Below are 17,023 nucleotides of genomic sequence, written 5' to 3' on the forward strand. Positions count from 1 at the left end.
CCGGATGGCACGATCCATCGCCGCGCTCGCGCTCGCGCTCGCGGCCGCGCTGCTGCCGGCCGCCGCGCCCGCCCGGGCCGCGGCCCCGGACGGCCCCTGCTCGTCGTCCCGGCACCCGAAGGCCGCCGACCGGCTCGGCGCGCGGATCAGGCACGCGCTGCGCGGTCGCGCCGGAACCGAGTCCGTCGCGGTCTACGACCGCCGGCGCGGCATCCGCTGCGCGGTCGCGGCCGGGCGGCACTACGACTCGGCGAGCGTCGTCAAGGTCACGGTCCTCGGCGCGCTGCTGCGCCGGGCGGCCGACGAGGACCGCCCGCTGACGGCGACCGAGCGGATCCGGGCCCGCAGGATGATCACCCGCTCGGACAACCGCGCGACGTCCGCCCTGTGGCGTTCGTTGGGACGCGCCCGCATCGCGAACTTCCTCGACCGGGCCGGGATGACGCAGACCGAACTGGATCCCGGCGGCCACTGGGGGCTGACCCGGATCACCGCGCACGACGAGGTCGAGCTGCTGGAACAGCTCACCTCGCCGAGCGGGCTCCTGCCCGCCAAGGCCCGCGCGTACGCGTTGGGGCTGATGCACGAGGTCGTCCCGGCGCAGCGGTGGGGGACCCCCGCGGGACGTCCCGCCGACGTCACCTGGCACGTGAAGAACGGCTGGCTGCCGCGCCCGGGACGGCACTGGCGCGTCCACAGCATCGGCGGTTTCGACGGGCACGGCGAGGACTACATGATCGTGGTGCTCACGCAGGACACCCCGTCCATGGGCTACGGAATCGCCACCATCGAACGCGTGGCCCGCACCGTCCACCACAGCCTGGCCAGGACGAAGCGCCCGACGCCGCCCGGCCGATCGCAGGACGCCCGCAACGCCTGATCGGTGCCGCACAGGAGCCGCTACTGCGGCCCCATGTCCGGACGCTCGGCGGGGCCTTGCTCCAGGGCGGCCTCGTAAGCACGCAGGGCGTTGACGACCGTGGCGCGTTCGGTGGGGGCGAGGTCGCGCATGACGCGCTCCCAGGCCGAGGCACTGCCGGAGAGCCATTCGGCGATCGGCGCTGCGAAGGCCGGCGCGATGGCGACGATGCGGCGGCGGCGGTCGGCGGGATCGGCGGTGCGCTCCAGGACGCCCGGCCGCGACAGGTCGCTCACCATGAGGCTGACGGTCGTCGGGGCGACCTCCAGCCGGCCGGCGAGCTCGTTGACGCCGGCCGGGCCGTCGTACTCCAGATGGGCCAGCAGCGCGAGATGGCGCGGCGCCAGGTCAAGCCCCTGGAGGGCCGGGGGAATGGGCAGGCGCTTGGCGCGGCCGACGAGCCGCGGCATGAGCAGCAGCAGGGTGCGGACGGCCTCGTCGACGGCCGGACCGCCCGATTCGGTGGACATCGGCACCCTCCACAAGTATCTTTGAGGTCAAAGCCTTTGAGGCCAAAGAGAACGGGGACCACTGTGCCGCATCTGACCGTCCACCTGCCAGAAGACAAGCTGGCGGGCAACGAGTCCGAGCTCATCACCGCGCTGACCGAGGCGATCGTCGGCGTCTACGGCGAGTGGGCCCGCGACCTGGCGAGCATCCGCCTGTCCGGCGTCCCCGCCGGCCGCTTCGCGCAGGGCGGCAAGGCCGTCGACACGACCATCTCGCTGCTCATGGGCGTCCGCGCCGCCGCCTTCGACCGCCCCGACGCCGCCGAGATCACCGCGGCCCTGGCCGCCGCCCTCACCGACGCGATCACCGATGTCCTCGGCGAGGACCTCCGCCCCGGCACCACGGTGGAACTGGTGGCGTCCCCCCAGGAACGCACCTTCGTGGCGGGCGCCCCCGCCCCCTGACCGGCGGAGGCGGCATGATCGTCAATGTCGGCGATCCGGAGACACGGCGCGAGCGGGTCACTACGGTCCCTTCCTAGCCGGAACTCATCTCTCTGGAGGGAACGCCGTGGCCGCAGGCGAGGAGGGCGTCGTCACCCTGGACGTCGCGACGGGGAGCGAACTCGGGTTGTCCGAGGACGACCTCATGCTTCTCACCGGGACCGGGCTGCCCAGAGACGCGGGCGGGTACTTCTGCACGGACATCCCCGACGGGCCGCTCGGGCTGTTCGCCGTCCTCCCGCTGAACGAGGACAACCGGGCTCTGATCCTGGGCGGAACCGGGCCCGACGGCGACATGCTGTACTTCCTCGACGTGAACGAGGGCGTCGTCGTGCTCTTCTCCCCGGGAGAGGGCGACGAGGAGCCCCAGTTCGAGATGGTGAACACCACGCTGCGGTCCTTCGCCGAGTTCGTCTCCCGGCTGGGCGCGTACGTGTACTCGCCCTGGGCGGAGCGGCCCGCGGACGACAAGGCCCGCCTAGCGGAGATCGCCGCGGGCCTGGCGGAGCTCGATCCCGAGGCGTTCGGCCATCCGCACAGCTGGTGGGCGATGGCGGTCGCCCGTCTCCGGCGGGAGGCGGCCAGGCGGGAGCGGGCGCATTCGCCCGCCGAGTCGCACAGCGAGTCCCTCGACCGGGCCCTCGACCGGCTGGAGGAGAAGGGGTGGCGGCAAGTCACGGCCAAGGAGTTCGCGTCCGCGACCGACGAGTACGGACTGCTGGCCCTGCCGGAAGACTTCTCGGACGCGTTCTCGGGCGACGGCGTTCAACTCCGGGACGTCGACGTCCGCTGGCGCGGCGGCCTTCCGTCGGAGATCCAGGCGGTCTTCGCCCGGGAGGGGCTCGTGGTCCGCGTCCCTGAGGAGGAACCGCAGGACGAGGACGACTACGACGCCGCGATGGAACGGCTCATGGCAGCGGTCGAGGACACCCAGGGGCCGGGCGAGGGCACGGTGACCTGCCTGGTCCCCGGGGAGACCTCCGATCTGTGCCGGATCGTGCGGGCGTTCGAACGCCTGGCCGCGAACGGCTACGTCGCCGAGCCCGCCCTCTGGCCCACCACGTCGGGATGCTGGCAACGCGTCGCCGAGCAGGCCCAGGACGCGGAGTCGCTCAAGGCCGTCTTCTGGAACACCCAGAGCCATGACGACGCCTTCGACACCAGGGGCGACCTGGTCGACGAGCTGTACCTCGGCTGGGCGGGCGACCGCGAGGAGATCGCCGCAGCCCTCGCGGAGACGCAGCTCGCGGTGAAGACCCCCGAAGACGAGGGAACGACCTTCATCCTCGCTCCCGCCGACCGCCGAACCTGAGGGACCGGCCGGGACGGCGTCGCAGGGGTGGCGGCAGCGTTCGCGCCAGGTGCTCGGCCACCGAGCAGCCGGTAGGCGGCTCCGGGGCCGAGTTTTCAAGATACGGCCGACCCCCGTGACCGGCTGCCCGCGGCCCAGGGCTCGGCGATACTGGGGGGATGGTCGACGACGAGCGCTGGAAGGCGCGTTTCCGGGCCGCGCGGATCAGCCTGCCTCGATGGGCGCGTGACGCCCCGAGCCGCAGCATCTACCGCTCCAACGTGAGCGGGACGTGGGAGGTCTACACGTGGGACCGCGAGACGGGTGAGCAGCGCCAGGTGACCGACCGCCCCAACGGGACGTGGTACGGCACCGTCGACCCGTCCGGCGCATGGGTGTGGTGGTTCGCCGACACGGACGGCGACGAGTTCGGCGTGTGGAAGCGCGTCCCGTTCGGGGAGACCGAGAGCGCACCGGCCGTTCCGGAGCTGGAGCCGTCGTATCCGGCGGGGCTGGCCCTCGGCCGCAGCGGCCTCGCCGTGATCGGGCGGACGACCGAGGAGGGCAACACCGTCCACCTGTGCCGGGCGGGCGCCGCGCCGGAGGTGCTCTACCACCACGCGGAGGACGCCCACGTCGCCGGCGTTTCACGGGACGAGTCCCTGATCGCGATCGGGCACAGCGAGCACGGCGACAGCCGCCACATGGCGCTGCGGGTCGTGCGGCAGGACGGCTCCCCGATCGCCGACCTCTGGGACGGACCGGGCAAGGGCGTCTACGGCGCCGGTTTCGCTCCGGTCGACGGCGATTCGCGGCTGCTGGTCAACCACGAGCGACGCGGCCGGGACGAGATGCTCATCTGGGACCCGGTCGCGGGCACCGAGCAGGAGATCGTGCTCGACCTGCCCGGCGAGATCGGTGCGAGCTGGTACCCGGACGGGGCGGCGCTGCTGATCTCCCACTCGCACGAGGCGCGCGACGAGCTCTACCGCTACGACCTGACCGACGGGGACCTGACCAGGATCGACACGCCGCGCGGGGTGCTCGGCGGGGCCGACGTCCGGCCGGACGGGACGGTCGAGTTCTCCTGGTCGTCCGCCGCCGAGCCGCCGGTGATCCGCTCGACGTCCGGCGCGGTCGTGCTCACCCCGCCCGGGTCCACGGCGCCGCCGTCCGTCCCGGTCGAGGACGTGTGGGTGGACGGCCTGGCCGGCCGCATCCACGCGCTGGTCAGCAAGCCGGAAGGCGACCGCCCTTTCCCGACCGTCTTCGACATCCACGGCGGGCCGACCGCGCAGGACGACGACTCGTTCGCCCCCACTGTCGCCGCGTGGGTCGACCACGGGTTCGCGGTCGTCCGCGTGAACTACCGGGGCTCGACCGGCTACGGCTCCGAATGGCGCGACGCCATCGAGGGACGCGTCGGCATCACCGAACTGGAGGACGTCAAGGCCGTCCGCGACTGGGCGGTCGAGTCGGGTCTCGCGGATCCCGCGCGCCTCGTCCTGACCGGCGGATCATGGGGCGGGTTCCTCACCCTGCTCGGCATCGGCACCCAGCCGGACGACTGGAGCGTCGCGGTCGCGGCCGTTCCGGTGGCCGACTACGTCGCCGCGTTCGAGGACGAGATGGAGGGGCTGCAGGCGTTCGACCGGTCCCTGTTCGGCGGTTCGCCGGAGGAGGTCCCGGAGCGGTACCGCGAGTCGTCCCCCATCACCTACGTCGCGCAGGTCAAGGCGCCGGTGCTGGTCCTGGCGGGGGAGAACGACCCGCGCTGCCCCATCCGCCAGATCGACAACTACCTCGCGCGGCTCGCCGAACTGGGGCACCCGCACGAGGTGTACCGGTACGACGCGGGCCACGGCTCCCTCGTCGTCGAGGAGCGCATCACCCAGATGGCCGCCGAGATCGGCTTCGCCCGGAAACATCTCGGCATGTCGTGATCTTTCCCCGGGACGGGCGGGCCGCCTCGCCCGTCCCGGGTTTACAAGATCGCCCCTTCGGGCATCCCTCCGATCGGCCGAACGCACCACCGGTCCAGCGAGGACCGGCTCTCGCCCCCCGGACATCACCGATCGGGGGGATCGCACATGCCACGGCCGTGCAGCATCCACTGCGTCATGCCGTCCGGGCGCCGCCGGGCGCCCGGCCTGGCTCACCGCCCGGCGTTCCGCCTGGCCGCAGGGGCGACCGCCCTCGCCATCGCCGGCACCATGCTCGCGCTCATCCCGCCCCGCGCGTCCGCCGCGACGCACCCTTCACTCGTGTCGCGGCCTTCACCCGACGCCGGACCGCCGTCCCCGGCCAGGCGCCTGCTCAGCCCGGCGCCCGCGTCCCGTCCGGAGGTCGGGTTGCAGGCCGCTCGCAAACGGACCGTCCCACCGCGGGACGTCCTGCCGGACCTGCCGAACTCGCAGCGCCTGGACCAGCAGTTCGCCGAGTACGCGCTGCGGGCGAGCGGCATCGGCTGGCGCTCCACCGGCGGCTGCTCCGACCGGACGGTGCCGACCTGCACGTCCTTCGAGGGCATCCGGTGGGGGACGATCAGGAGCCTGATCGAGTTCGCGGAGTCGAGCGGCTGCGAGGTCACCGTCACCGGCGGCACCGAGCACGGCCACGCGGGCGGCGTCCACAGCCACGCGAACGGCTACAAGGTCGACATCGCGACCGGGATCTGCGTCGACGAGGCGGTGCGGCGCTACCCGTTCACGGGCGTGCGGGGGGACGGCGCGCGGCTCCACCGGTCCCCCGAGGGCGTCGTGTTCGCCCGCGAGAAGGACCACTGGGACATCACGATCAGGCGCGGACCTCGCGGATGATGCCCACCAGCTCGCGGGTCACCGACTTGAACCCGGGGATGCGCGACATCGCGACCATGCGGTTGACCAGCGGGACCGTCCGCTCGACGAGCAGGTAGGTCTTGCGGCAGCCGGGCGAGCTGTCGTGCACCCAGTACAGCACGATGCCCATCGAGTAGATCCACAGCAGCTCGGGCAGCTCCGCCCGGAACTCCTTGTCGATCTTCAGGTCGGAGCCCTCGACGACCTCGCGGTAGATCGCCACCGCCGAGTCGCGGGCGGGTCCGGACTCGGCGCTGAACGGGTTGAGCGGGCTGGTCGGCTCGGCGGCGAACTTGAAGAACTTCCCGGCGAACTCGTGGTACGGGACCATCGTGTCGACCCGGGCCTTCAGGACGCCCAGCAGCCGGGGCGCGAACTCGCGCTCGGCGTCCAGGACGGCCCGGCAGGCGGCGACGTGCTCGTCCTGCAGCTCGTCGTAGTAGGCCTGGATCAGCTCTTCCTTGGACCCGAAGTAGTAGTAGGCGTTGCCGACCGAGACACCCGCCTCCTTGGCGATCGCCCGCATCGTCGTCTGCTCGTATCCGCGCTCCCGGAACAGGCGCAGCGCCGTCTCGACGATCAGGGCGCGCGTCTGCTCGGACTTCACGGCCTTCGTCTCGGTCACGCATGCCACCCTAAAGCCCGAGTACGACCTCCCGCTCATGCCAACATCCGCCGCGCGGTGCAACCCGGCGCCGGTGAGCGGTGTTGACCGAGCATGACCAACGCCCTGAAAACGCTCGAACGCTTCTACGCCGCGGAGGCGGACTACCTGGCCGCCGGCGGCCCCGGGAAGGGGGACTTCTCAGTGATGGCCGCTCATCTCACCCCGGACGTCGTGATGTACCAGGCGCCCAGCCTCCCCTACGGCGGGACGTGGCGCGGCCACGACGGCATGGAGCGGTTCATGGCCGTGATGAGCGGGCTGTGGTCGGATCTGACGTTCCGCGAGCAGCACTACGCGGTGGACGGCGAGACGGTCACGGTCCGCAACGACTGCGTGTTCCGGGCCCGCGCGACCGGGCGGGAGGTGGACACGTCCGTCCTGCAGTGGATCACGGTGCGGGACGACCTGGTCAGCGAGTTCCGCCCGTTCTACCTGGACACCGCCGCCATCCTCGCGGCTCTCAGGGAGTGAGTTCGGCGGCGACCAGCTCGGCGATCTGGGCGGTGTTGAGCGCTGCGCCGTTGCGGAGGTTGTCGCCGCACAGGAAGAGGTCGAGCGCCCGCGGGTCGTCCAGCGAGCGCCGCACCCGCCCCACCCAGGCGGGATCGGTGCCGACGACGTCCGCGGGCGTGGGGAACTCCTGCGTCTCCGGGTTGTCGCAGAGGACGACGCCGGGCGACCCGGCGAGGACGGCCTGCGCCTCCCGCTGGTCGACCCGGTCCTCGAACACCGCGTGGACCGACAGCGAGTGCGCCGTCACCACCGGGACGCGGACACAGGTCGCCGTCACCCGCAGGTCGCGCAGGCCGAGCACCTTCCTCGACTCCTCCCGGATCTTGAGCTCCTCCGAGCTCCAGCCGCCGTCGCGGACCTCGCCCGCCCACGGCACCACGTTCATCGCGAGCGGCGCCGGGAACGGCCCGAACTCGCCCACCGCGCAGCGCAGGTCGCCCGCGCGGTTGCCGAGCGCCCGGTCGCCGCCGACCTTCTCCATCTGCTCGTACAGGGTGTCGACGCCCTCCAGCCCGACGCCCGACGCGGCCTGGTAGGACGACACGACGAGCTCGCGCAGCCCGTACCGGCGGTGCAGCGCCCCGATCACCATGATCATCGACAGCGTGGTGGAGCTGGGGCTCGCGACGATCCCGCGCGGACGCCGGCGCACCCGCTCCGGGTTCACCTCCGGGACGACGAGCGGCACGTCCGGCGCCATCCGGAACGCCCCGGAGTTGTCGACCGCCACGGCGCCGCGGTCCGTCGCGACCGGCACCCACCGCGCGGCCACCGCGTCCGGCACGCCGAAGATCGCGATGTCGACGCCGTCGAACACCTCGGGCGTCAGCGGCGCCACCTCGACGTCCGCGCCGCGCAGCGGCAGCGTCCGTCCCGCCGAACGGGGCGAGGCGACCAGCCGGATCTCCCCGTACACGTCGCGGCGGGTGGACAGCAGGTCGATCATCACGGTCCCGACGGCCCCCGTGGCTCCGACGACGGCGAGCGTCGGCCCGCCCGTCGCCCTGGTCCTCGTGCCGGCCGGCCGGGCATTCGGGGCCATGGTCGCGCCACCCTCTCGCCGTCGAGTCGTGTCCGCACGTCCAACTCCCGCCGCGTGCGGCCGGTTCCCTCAGCGACCCTGCCACGCCCGGCGGCCGGCGTCAGCGTCGTGTGCCACAGGACGAACACGACAAAGCGGGCCGCACGGAATCCGTGCGGCCCGCTGGGGCGTGCGGTCAGCGGCCGGTGCCCCCGTAGACGACGGCCTCGACCTGCTCGGCGTCCAGGTCGAACGCGTGGTGCGCCGCGGCGACCGCGGTGTCGATGTCGTCCTGGGCGACGACGACCGAGATCCGGATCTCCGAGGTGGAGATCATCTCGATGTTCACCCCGGCCTCGGCGATCGCGCCGAACAGCGAGGCGGTGACGCCCGGGTGCGAGCGCATCCCGGCGCCGATCAGCGACACCTTGCCGATGCGGTCGTCGTAGCGCAGCGACTCGAAGCCGATCTTCTCCTTCAGCTTGTTCAGCGCGGTGAGGGCGCTCTGCCCGTCGGTGGACGGCAGCGTGAACGAGATGTCGGTCCGCCCCGTGGACGCCGCCGACACGTTCTGCACGATCATGTCGATGTTGATCTCGGCCTCGGACAGCACCGTGAAGATCGTGGCGGCCTCACCGACCTTGTCGGGCACTCCCACCACGGTGATCTTGGCCTCGCTCCGGTCGTGCGCGACGCCGGAGATGATCGCCTGCTCCATGTCCTGTCCTTCGATCTCGCTGCTGTCGACGACCCACGTGCCCACCTTCTGGCTGAACGAGGACCGCACGTGGATCGGGATGTTGTAGCGGCGCGCGTACTCCACGCAGCGCAGATGCAGGATCTTCGCCCCGCTGGCCGCCATCTCCAGCATCTCCTCGTAGGAGATCTTCGGGATCTTGCGGGCGGCGGGCACGATGCGCGGGTCGGCGGTGAAGACGCCGTCGACGTCGGAGTAGATCTCACAGGCGTCGGCGTCCAGGGCCGCCGCCAACGCGACGGCCGTGGTGTCGGACCCGCCGCGGCCGAGCGTCGTGATGTCCTTGGTCCCCTGCGACACGCCCTGGAACCCGGCCACGATGCAGATCGAGCCGCCGTCGAGCGCGGTCCGGATCCGTCCCGGCGTCACGTCGATGATCTTGGCTTTGCCGTGCGAGCCGTCAGTGATCACGCCGGCCTGGGAGCCGGTGAACGAGCGGGCCTCGTGGCCCAGGTTCGCGATGGCCATGGCCAGCAGCGCCATCGAGATCCGCTCGCCGGCGGTGAGCAGCATGTCCAGCTCACGGGCGGGCGGCAGGGGGCTGACCTGCTTGGCCATGTCGATGAGGTCATCCGTCGTGTCGCCCATGGCGGAGACCACGACGACCACGTCGTTCCCCGCCTTCTTCGTTGCGACGATGCGCTGGGCGACCCGCTTGACGCCTTCGGCGTCGGCGACGGAGGAGCCACCGTACTTCTGCACGACAAGAGCCACGAGTGGGCGCTCCTCGGATCGGGGTCGGGCGTTTCTGGTCGTCGAGTCTACAGAGGGGGACCCCATGGATCACGACCAGGTAACTCTCCTGCCCCCGGGGCCGCCGGACGCGGCCGCCGGGCGGGCACGCCCCGGAGTGATCGCGTGACGGGCCGGGCGGTATGGACGACCGTGGCCCAGAATGTACGCGCCATGGATTCTTAATGGCCGATGCACGCGAATAATCTGGAGTCGAGGGTGATGCACCGGCGAATGCCGTATTGAGGGGTGCCCATGTGGCGCTGGCTATCGCAGATTCCGTTCGCGTCGCGGATATCCGAATGGAACCGTGAGCGGACCTCCTGGGTCCTGTGCGAGGGAGTGCACGCCAACGTCCGGGAACTGAACGCCCAACTGGCCTCCAAGGACGTGCCGCCGCGCTCCGCCGAGCACGCGCAACTCGTCTCCCATGCCTCGCTGGCCTTGGACGATGCGTGCCGGGTCATCGATGTCGGCAAGCATCCGCGGGGCCGGACCGCGTCACACGTGGCGGCGGCGCAGATGCACGTCAATTCCGCTCGCACCATGTGGTTGCGGACACTTCCGCCCGAGGAACTCGCTCCTCACCTGCCGGACCTCTTCGCCATCATCAAGCAGCATCTCCCCCACGACGACACCCGCCGGATCGCCGCCGAAAAGGCCGCGTCGGAGTTGCAGCAGGCATGTGCGGCGAACGATGCCGCCCACGAAGCGGCAGGCCGGCACCACTGGTGGACGGTGACGCGCGGCGCCGGCCCTTCCACGCCGTCGGTCCCGGAGTTGTCGGCCGTGCTGGACGCGGTCGACGCCGCACGAGAGGCCTCACTGAAAGAGAGGCTGCGCGCCGTGAACTTCGCGCGCCTCGTCTGGCTCACGGCATTCGGCCTGTTCTGCCTGGCATGCGGCATCGCTGTGGCCGGTGCCATCTGGAAGTCGGCCGTGCCGCTGTGCTTCACGCCCGGTAACGAGATCGCCTGCCCCAGCAGGACCGCGAGCTCGTCGCCTCTGCCCTCCCCCGGCTCGGTGGCCTCTCCCGGGGACTACGCCATCGTCGAGATCGCCGGGGTCACCGCGGCCTGTATAGCGGCGGCCTCCGCTCTGCGGAAGGTCCGGGGATCCTCGGTCTCCTTCGGCATCCCCGTGGCGCTGGCCCTCCTGAAACTTCCCACCGGGGCGCTCGTGGCCGTCCTCGGGATCCTGCTCCTGCGCGGGGAGTTCGTTCCGGGGTTGAGCGCCCTCGACTCTTCAGGCCAGATCATCGCCTGGGCGGTCCTGCTCGGCTATTCGCAGGAACTGTTCACCAACCTCGTGGACAAGCAGGGCCGCCAGGTGCTGGAAGGCGTTCATGGGACCGCCGATGCCAGGACGCCACGGGAGAGCGTTGTCCCGCAGGCGACGCCGACGACGTCGGTGCCGGTATCGGTACCGGTGCCGAGCAGCGACGGCGATCGGCAGCCCGGAACGCGGACAGGCGAACACTCCATCCATCCATGAGGAGGCGATCGGCATGACCGATCAAAGCGTGCAGGAAACAGTCCAGGCCCCGCCCTGGCCGGGTCGGTTCCTCGCCCTGCTGAGGGGCGATGACGTCCGCACATGGCAGGACAAGATGCTCAAGCGCGGCTGGACGAGCCTCGTGGTCGACGGCATCTACGGCCCCCACTCCGAGGAGGTCTGCGTGGCCTTCCAGAAGGAGAAGGGGCTGAACGTCGACGGCATCGTCGGACCGCGGACCTGGGAGGCGACCTGGAAGGCGCCGATCACGTAGCGCTCTTCGCGCTGCCGTCGAACGGGCGTGCCCGGCCATGGCACGCCCGTCGCCGTGCCGACTCTTCCCGTCCGCTCCTAGACGGCGGTCTTGATGGGGTCCTGTGCCGGTTCGGTGGGTTTCGCGGCACGGGCACGGAGGCCGAACGCGGTGATCAGGGCGGCGCCGGCCGCCGCGGCGAAGGGGACGGCCAGAGCCGTGCGGAGAGCCTCAAGGCGGGCTTCCTGGGAGTCGTCGCCGCCGAGCGCCGCGACCTGGACGGCCGTCACGGCGGAAAGCCCGAGGGCCGCGCCGAACTGGATCGCCGTGTAGAGCAGGCCGCCCGCCAGACCGTACTCGCCCTCGTCGACGCCGTCCGTGGCGGCCATCGTCAACGGGCCGTAGGCCAGGGCGAACGCCAGGCTGAGCAGCGCGATGATCGGGAACATGGCGGTGTAGGCCCAGTCCAGCCCGACCGGCAGGAACAGCCCGTAGGCGACGGCCGCGAGGACGAGGCCGCCCAGCAGGACGCGCAGATTGCCGAAGCGGTTCACCAGGCGTGGGGTCAGGGTCGGCGCGAGCACGGTGTCGAGGCCGACGACGAGCATGCCCAGTCCGGTCTGCCAGGTCGTCCAGCCTCGGAGTTCCTGCAGGTACAGGGTCATCAGGAACTGGAAGCCCGCGAACGCGCCGATGAACAGCAGCGCGCTCAGATCGGTCCGGACGAGGGCGGCCGACCGCAGGATGCCGAGGCGGACGAGCGGGCTCGCCGACCGGCGCTCGATCAGGGTGAACACGGCGAGGAGAAGCAGCCCTCCGCCGAGGACGCCGGCGGTGAGCGCGGCGCCCTCGCCGGGGTGCTCCAGCCGGACGACCCCGTAGGTGAGGAGCAGCATGGCTCCGGCGACCGCGAACGCGCCCGGCAGGTCGAAGTCGCGCGTCCCCCTCCTCGGCCCGGCGGCCTGCGGGTCGGCGACCAGCGGGACGGCCGCCGCCAGCAGCAGCGCCGACAGGATGACCGGCGCGAAGAAGACCCAGCGCCAGCCGAGCGACGTCAGCAGGCCGCCGGCGACGAGGCCGAGCGAGAAGCCGCCCGCGGCCGTCCCCGCGTAGACGCCGAGCGCCCGGGTGCGAGCGGGCCCGGCCGGGAACGCGGCGGTCACCAGCGCGAGTCCCGCCGGGGCCATGAACGCCGACGCGACCCCGGTGACGAACCGCGCGACCAGCAGCATCCAGCCCTCGGTGGCGAGGCCGCCGAGACCGGAGAACACCAGGAAGACCGCCAGCCAGAACAGGAAGACCCGCCGCCGGCCCAGCAGGTCCGCGGCGCGCCCGCCGAGCAGCATGAACCCGCCGTAGCCGAGCACGTAGGCGCTGATGACGCCGCTCAGCATGCCGGTCGACAACCCCAGGTCCGCCCGGATCGACGGCAGCGCGAGGTTGAGCATCGCCATGTCGATCCCCTCCAGGAAGACCGCACCGCACAGGACCAGCAGGGACGCCCAGGCGCGGCCGTCCAAACGGGACGCGGATGTGGACATGACCCGGCTCCTCTCCTCCGAGGCACCGGTTCCCCTGATGGATGCCGGTTCCCTCTTGTTACCGGCAGCATCGTCCGACACCATCGGTAAGCATGGAAGACGGAACTTTCGCGTCCCCTGGTTACTGCGGAGTCACCGCCGCCGACGAGGACGTTCTTCAGTGGGACACCCGCAACGACTGCGAGGTGCGGCAGATCCTCGACCGCGTCGCGGACAAGTGGTCCCTGCTCGTCATCGCTCTGCTCGACCAGCGGTCCCTGCGCTTCACCGAACTCCGCCGCCGGATCGACGGCATCAGCCAGCGGATGCTCGCGCGGACGCTCCGGCACCTCGAACGGGACGGGCTCGTCAGCCGCACCGTCCACCCGACCGTCCCCCCGCGCGTCGACTACGCGCTCACGCCGATGGGCGCGACCCTCCACGAGACGATCCGGTCGCTCGTGGTCTGGACGGAGGAGCACCAGAGCGCGATCGCCGCCGCCCGGACCGCCTACGACGCCCGCGTCGAAGCCGAACGGCGGGCGGCCGAGCAGGAGGCCGCCGAACGCGACGCCGTGGCCCGCGACGTCCTCGCCTACCGCCGCTGATCGCACGCGAGGATCACCCCGCCGGTTTCACGGGAAACCTGCTCGGCCGGGGCTGTGGCGCTAGAGCGCCGGCGGGCCCTGCTCGATGCGGCGCAGGACGGGTTCGAGGCGCTCGTTCTCCTCGGTGCCGATGATCCGGCGCTCGTCCCACCAGGTCGCGCCGGCGTCGGCCAGCGGGCCGACCATGTCGCGGGCGTCGGCCGGGCTGGCGCCGCCCACGACGATCTCGAACGGCCCGTCGCCCTCCCGGTGCCGCCGGACGTAGGCGACCAGGTCGCGGACGTCCTCGACGGCGGGCGCACGGCCGTGCGAGCCGGGGCCGAACAGCGGGACGGCGCCGTCCCAGCGGGCGGCCCGCCGCATCGGCCGCCGGTTCGGCCAGAACCCGGCGATCCACACCGGCGGCCGCGGCCGCTGCGCCGTCGCGGGCAGCAGCGCCACGTCCTCGACCCGGTAGTGCCGCCCGTGATGGGTGACCGGTTCGCCGGACCAGTAGCGTTCGAGCAGGCCGAGCCCCTCGTCCAGCCGCTCGGCGAGGAGGACGGGGTCGGTGGGCTCCCCGAAGGCCCCGTACTCGTCGGCGACGGGACCGCCGAGGCCCGCCGCGAAGACCACCCGTCCGCCGCTGAGGACGTCCAGCGTGGCGACCTGGCGGGCCAACTGCTCGGGGCGCCGCCGCGGAACCGGCGTGACCAGCGTGCCGAGCCTGATCCGGCTGGTCGCCAGCGCCGCCGCCGTCAGCAGCATCCACGGATCCCCGAAGGACCTGCGATCGCTCTTCACGTGGACGACGTGGTCCCACACGAACAGCCCGTCCCACCCGGCCCGCTCCGCCGCCTCCGCGACCCGCGCCACGGTCCGCGGATCGGCGAAGTCCCCGAAGTTCGGAATATTGATCGAGTACCGCATCCCCGCATGCTGCGCCGTCCCCCGCGCCCGCGGCAAATCGCTTTAGCGGCGGGTGGGGTCGGTGGACAGCTCGGAGAGGTTCATCGCCATCGTGCGGTGGACGGCGGGGATCCAGTCGAGAGTGCGCAGCAGCGTGTTGCGCACCCCGCGCAGCACCGGGCTGCCCATGGTCGCGACGTTGGTCATCTTGTCGGTGAACGAGACGACCTGCTCGGCTATGGGACGGCGTTCGGCCTCGTACTCGTCCAGCACGGAGTCGGGGGCGCCGTCGTTGATCACGGCGGCGAGCTTTCCCGCCAGGCCGAGGGCGTCCTGGATGCCGGTGTTCATGCCCTGCCCGCCCGCCGGGCTGTGGACGTGCGCGGAGTCACCGGCCAGGAAGACGCGGCCCGCCCGGTAGCGCGCCGCCAGCCTGTGGTGGACGCGGAAGCGGGAGCTCCACACGACGTCCTTGATCAGCGCGGGGTGGCGCCTGGGACCGCGCGCGTCCAGAAGCGCCTGGACGTCGGCGGCGGTCGGGTCCTGGGGCGCCTCGTCGACGGTCGCGACGATGCGGTGCCGCCCGCCGGGCAGCGGCGCGACGACCGTGACCCCCTCCGAGGAGAAGAACAGCATGACCTCCTCGCTGCCGCCGGCCCAGTCCAGGTGCACGTCGGCGAGGATGAACGACTGCGGGTAGGCGTCGCCCTCGAACGCGATCCCGGCATGCTCGCGGACCGTGCTGTGCATCCCGTCCGTCCCGACCGCGTAGGCCGCGCGGATCCGCTCGCCATCGGCCAGGGTCGCCGTCACCCCGTCCTCGTCCTGCGCCAGGTCCGTCACCTCGAACGGCCGGTGCACGAGGCCGCCCGCCGCGTGCAGCCGTCCGAGCAGGATCTCCTCGGTGACGTTCTGCGGGACGAGCAGCGTGTAGGGGAAGTCGGTCGGCAGGTCGCCGAACTCGACGGTGAGCAGCACGCGGTCCCGCTCACGGACGGTGAAGCGCGGCACGATGATCCCGCGCTCGACCAGCTCGCCGGTCACGTCGATCTCGCGCAGGGCCTCCAGCGTGCGGGCATGGACCACGGCCGCCCGGGAGGTGTTCGCACCCTCCGCCGCCCGGTCCAGCAGGACGGCGTCCACCCCCTTCTGCCGCAGCGAGGCGGCGAGGGACAGCCCGACGGGCCCCGCGCCGACCACGAGCACGCCGGTGGACTCCGGAACAGCCTTCATGATCACTCCTGTCGCCAATGACCGTTTGCCAACACCTGTTGGCCAACTTGTGATGGACTCTAGACCGTTGCCACCGTGTTTGCCAACGCTTGATGGCATAGGTTGGCGGGCATGGCTTTCACCGAGCGTTCCGCGGCGACCCGGACGGCGATCCTGGACGCGGCCCGGCGCCGGTTCGCCGAGGACGGCTACGAGCGCGCGACGATCCGGGCGATCGCGGCGGACGCCGCCATCGACCCGTCCATGGTCATCCGGTACTTCGGCAGCAAGGCCGAGCTCTACGCCGCCGCCTCGGCCATCGACCTCGCCGTCCCCGACCTCGGCGACGCCGACGACGCGGCGGCCGCCTACGTCGAGGCCTTCCTGGCCCGCTGGGAGGCAGGCGAGAACACCGCCGAGGCCGTCCTGCTGCGGACGGCCCCCACCCATCCCGACGCCGCGGCCCGCGTCCAGGCCATCTTCGACAGGGAGATCGTCCCCGCCCTGGAGAAGGTCCTGCCGGACGACCCCGCCGTCCGCGAGCGCGCCGCCCTGCTGCTGAGCCAGACCCTCGGCATCGCCTACGGCCGCTACCTGCTGGGCATCGAGCCCCTGGCCTCCATGGACGTACGCGAGATCGCCGCCTTGGCCGCCCAAGCCGCCAGGATCCCCCTCCACGCCCCCCGAACCCCCTGAACCCGCTTTCGCGGGGCACCCGGCGCGTCGGCGCTCCCGCGCCGGACGCGCACCGCCTGCTCGGTGGGCCGAGAGCGGAGGCCAGGGCGAAACCCGCCAATGCCGGTGGTGGTGCTGGGATTCGCTGCGGCGCTGGTGACACGAGGGTTGCTGCGTCGTAAGTGGTATGACGCCTCTTCGGTCACCGTACAGATCATTTCCGCGGACCTCCCGGACGCGGGGTCAAGCGTCTAGGTAAAGGCAGGCGTCGACGGGGTGCGGTGGTCATCTCGTCCACCGGGTTCGCCGTGTCGTGCCATGGCACGGCTCGGCCCGGGGCGGGCGCGGGCGGTGAGGGAGTTGATGGGAGAGCTGATGGGCGGGTTCGACGAGTTGCCGAGGGTTCGCCGGGGACCGCTGCCGTCCCTCTACGCGGCGCTGCGGCGGAGGGCTCCGCAGGTGGCGACGGCGCGGCCGGACGGCGGCGGGGGCTTACTGCACATCTCCTACCGGGGTCAGGAGGCCCGGGTCGCCTGGGACGACGACCTCGAACAGTTCGCGTGGCACTCCGGGGGAAGCGGCCAGATCGGCTCGGACGTCGAGAAGGCGGCCGAGCTGATCGCGTGGGCACTCGGCGCACGCACCGGCCCCGCCACGTCCGGCTAGGCGGGGCACGGCCG

18 protein-coding genes are annotated in these 17,023 nt (G+C 72.0%); 11 read left to right on the forward strand and 7 right to left on the reverse strand.

All coding sequences use genetic code 11. The features are described 5' to 3' along the window. Positions 1–4: 4 nt before the first annotated feature. Complete coding sequence (locus BJ999_RS00090) at positions 5–880, forward strand: serine hydrolase (protein ID WP_179831344.1); 876 nt, start codon at positions 5–7, stop codon at positions 878–880. A 20-nt stretch (positions 881–900) separates the two neighbouring features. Here BJ999_RS00090 and BJ999_RS00095 read toward each other — a convergent pair whose 3' ends face one another. Further along, positions 901–1,389 (reverse strand): MarR family winged helix-turn-helix transcriptional regulator, encoded by a 489-nt coding sequence (locus tag BJ999_RS00095; protein ID WP_179831345.1) that lies wholly within the window; start codon positions 1,387–1,389, stop codon positions 901–903. Positions 1,390–1,452: 63 nt separating this feature from the next. Between BJ999_RS00095 and BJ999_RS00100 the strand changes: the two genes are divergently transcribed. The 4 genes from BJ999_RS00100 to BJ999_RS00115 all read left to right on the forward strand — a co-directional run bounded on the left by BJ999_RS00100 (position 1,453) and on the right by BJ999_RS00115 (position 5,982). Then, positions 1,453–1,833: a tautomerase family protein gene (locus BJ999_RS00100; RefSeq protein ID WP_179831346.1), complete on the forward strand. Its 381-nt coding sequence runs from the start codon at positions 1,453–1,455 to the stop codon at positions 1,831–1,833. 106 nt (positions 1,834–1,939) lie between these two features. Next, the gene (locus BJ999_RS00105) at positions 1,940–3,184 is read left to right on the forward strand and encodes an SUKH-4 family immunity protein (protein WP_179831347.1); all 1,245 of its coding nucleotides are present in this window, start codon (positions 1,940–1,942) and stop codon (positions 3,182–3,184) included. Positions 3,185–3,342: 158 nt separating this feature from the next. Continuing rightward, positions 3,343–5,106: a S9 family peptidase gene (locus BJ999_RS00110; RefSeq protein WP_179831348.1), complete on the forward strand. Its 1,764-nt coding sequence runs from the start codon at positions 3,343–3,345 to the stop codon at positions 5,104–5,106. A gap of 147 nt (positions 5,107–5,253) precedes the next feature. Continuing rightward, on the forward strand, positions 5,254–5,982 hold the full coding sequence (locus tag BJ999_RS00115; RefSeq protein ID WP_179831349.1) for a hypothetical protein: 729 nt from the start codon (positions 5,254–5,256) through the stop codon (positions 5,980–5,982). Here BJ999_RS00115 and BJ999_RS00120 read toward each other — a convergent pair. Next, positions 5,960–6,628, reverse strand: coding sequence for a TetR/AcrR family transcriptional regulator (locus tag BJ999_RS00120; protein WP_179831350.1), 669 nt, complete (start codon positions 6,626–6,628; stop codon positions 5,960–5,962). The two genes, BJ999_RS00115 and BJ999_RS00120, sit on opposite strands and share 23 nt — an antisense overlap. A 93-nt stretch (positions 6,629–6,721) precedes the next feature. Here BJ999_RS00120 and BJ999_RS00125 point away from each other — a divergent pair, with 93 nt between their 5' ends. Next, positions 6,722–7,141 carry a nuclear transport factor 2 family protein gene (locus BJ999_RS00125; protein WP_179831351.1) on the forward strand — a complete coding sequence of 140 codons (420 nt, stop codon included), beginning with the start codon at positions 6,722–6,724 and terminating at the stop codon, positions 7,139–7,141. Here the strand turns inward: BJ999_RS00125 and BJ999_RS00130 are convergent. Together BJ999_RS00130 and BJ999_RS00135 are read right to left on the reverse strand one after the other, a co-directional pair. Then, positions 7,131–8,225 (reverse strand): aspartate-semialdehyde dehydrogenase, encoded by a 1,095-nt coding sequence (locus BJ999_RS00130; RefSeq protein ID WP_179831352.1) that lies wholly within the window; start codon positions 8,223–8,225, stop codon positions 7,131–7,133. The genes BJ999_RS00125 and BJ999_RS00130 overlap by 11 nt on opposite strands. A 175-nt stretch (positions 8,226–8,400) precedes the next feature. Further along, on the reverse strand, positions 8,401–9,675 hold the full coding sequence (locus BJ999_RS00135; protein WP_089310728.1) for an aspartate kinase: 1,275 nt from the start codon (positions 9,673–9,675) through the stop codon (positions 8,401–8,403). Positions 9,676–9,948: 273 nt separating this feature from the next. Here BJ999_RS00135 and BJ999_RS41625 point away from each other — a divergent pair, with 273 nt between their 5' ends. Together BJ999_RS41625 and BJ999_RS41630 are read left to right on the forward strand one after the other, a co-directional pair. Then, on the forward strand, positions 9,949–11,187 hold the full coding sequence (locus BJ999_RS41625) for a hypothetical protein (protein ID WP_229810059.1): 1,239 nt from the start codon (positions 9,949–9,951) through the stop codon (positions 11,185–11,187). Between the two features lie 13 nt (positions 11,188–11,200). Next, positions 11,201–11,461: a peptidoglycan-binding domain-containing protein gene (locus BJ999_RS41630; protein WP_229810060.1), complete on the forward strand. Its 261-nt coding sequence runs from the start codon at positions 11,201–11,203 to the stop codon at positions 11,459–11,461. A 77-nt stretch (positions 11,462–11,538) separates the two neighbouring features. On the opposite strand, the gene BJ999_RS00145 is transcribed toward BJ999_RS41630, so the two are convergent. After that, a complete protein-coding gene (locus BJ999_RS00145) occupies positions 11,539–12,981 on the reverse strand; it encodes an MFS transporter (protein WP_179831354.1) in 1,443 nt (480 codons plus the stop codon). A 92-nt stretch (positions 12,982–13,073) separates the two neighbouring features. On the opposite strand from BJ999_RS00145, the gene BJ999_RS00150 reads away from it, so the two are divergent. Next, positions 13,074–13,568, forward strand: coding sequence for a winged helix-turn-helix transcriptional regulator (locus BJ999_RS00150; RefSeq protein ID WP_179831355.1), 495 nt, complete (start codon positions 13,074–13,076; stop codon positions 13,566–13,568). A 60-nt stretch (positions 13,569–13,628) separates the two neighbouring features. On the opposite strand, the gene BJ999_RS00155 is transcribed toward BJ999_RS00150, so the two are convergent. Further along, positions 13,629–14,477, reverse strand: a complete 849-nt coding sequence (locus tag BJ999_RS00155) for an LLM class flavin-dependent oxidoreductase (RefSeq protein ID WP_179831356.1) — start codon at positions 14,475–14,477, stop codon at positions 13,629–13,631. A gap of 42 nt (positions 14,478–14,519) precedes the next feature. Beyond that, entirely contained in the window at positions 14,520–15,689 is a 1,170-nt protein-coding gene (locus BJ999_RS00160; protein WP_179831357.1) for an FAD-dependent monooxygenase, read from the reverse strand. Positions 15,690–15,800: 111 nt separating this feature from the next. Between BJ999_RS00160 and BJ999_RS00165 the strand changes: the two genes are divergently transcribed. Both BJ999_RS00165 and BJ999_RS00170 read left to right on the forward strand, forming a co-directional pair. Further along, on the forward strand, positions 15,801–16,364 hold the full coding sequence (locus BJ999_RS00165; RefSeq protein WP_179831358.1) for a TetR/AcrR family transcriptional regulator: 564 nt from the start codon (positions 15,801–15,803) through the stop codon (positions 16,362–16,364). Positions 16,365–16,706: 342 nt separating this feature from the next. Continuing rightward, positions 16,707–17,009 carry a hypothetical protein gene (locus BJ999_RS00170; RefSeq protein WP_179831359.1) on the forward strand — a complete coding sequence of 101 codons (303 nt, stop codon included), beginning with the start codon at positions 16,707–16,709 and terminating at the stop codon, positions 17,007–17,009. Positions 17,010–17,023: the final 14 nt, after the last annotated feature.

The organism is Actinomadura citrea, assembly GCF_013409045.1.
GTDB classification, from domain to species: domain Bacteria; phylum Actinomycetota; class Actinomycetes; order Streptosporangiales; family Streptosporangiaceae; genus Spirillospora; species Spirillospora citrea.

Coding starts and splice junctions, on each gene's coding strand:
- BJ999_RS00115 (WP_179831349.1), top strand. CDS start 5,254: ATGCCACGGCCGTGCAGCATCCACTGCGTCATGCCGTCCGGGCGCCGC.
- BJ999_RS00110 (WP_179831348.1), top strand. CDS start 3,343: ATGGTCGACGACGAGCGCTGGAAGGCGCGTTTCCGGGCCGCGCGGATC.
- BJ999_RS00130 (WP_179831352.1), bottom strand. CDS start 8,225: ATGGCCCCGAATGCCCGGCCGGCCGGCACGAGGACCAGGGCGACGGGC.
- BJ999_RS00155 (WP_179831356.1), bottom strand. CDS start 14,477: ATGCGGTACTCGATCAATATTCCGAACTTCGGGGACTTCGCCGATCCG.
- BJ999_RS00150 (WP_179831355.1), top strand. CDS start 13,074: ATGGAAGACGGAACTTTCGCGTCCCCTGGTTACTGCGGAGTCACCGCC.
- BJ999_RS00090 (WP_179831344.1), top strand. CDS start 5: ATGGCACGATCCATCGCCGCGCTCGCGCTCGCGCTCGCGGCCGCGCTG.
- BJ999_RS00145 (WP_179831354.1), bottom strand. CDS start 12,981: ATGTCCACATCCGCGTCCCGTTTGGACGGCCGCGCCTGGGCGTCCCTG.
- BJ999_RS00125 (WP_179831351.1), top strand. CDS start 6,722: ATGACCAACGCCCTGAAAACGCTCGAACGCTTCTACGCCGCGGAGGCG.
- BJ999_RS00170 (WP_179831359.1), top strand. CDS start 16,707: ATGGGAGAGCTGATGGGCGGGTTCGACGAGTTGCCGAGGGTTCGCCGG.
- BJ999_RS00160 (WP_179831357.1), bottom strand. CDS start 15,689: ATGAAGGCTGTTCCGGAGTCCACCGGCGTGCTCGTGGTCGGCGCGGGG.
- BJ999_RS41625 (WP_229810059.1), top strand. CDS start 9,949: ATGTGGCGCTGGCTATCGCAGATTCCGTTCGCGTCGCGGATATCCGAA.
- BJ999_RS41630 (WP_229810060.1), top strand. CDS start 11,201: ATGACCGATCAAAGCGTGCAGGAAACAGTCCAGGCCCCGCCCTGGCCG.
- BJ999_RS00095 (WP_179831345.1), bottom strand. CDS start 1,389: ATGTCCACCGAATCGGGCGGTCCGGCCGTCGACGAGGCCGTCCGCACC.
- BJ999_RS00165 (WP_179831358.1), top strand. CDS start 15,801: ATGGCTTTCACCGAGCGTTCCGCGGCGACCCGGACGGCGATCCTGGAC.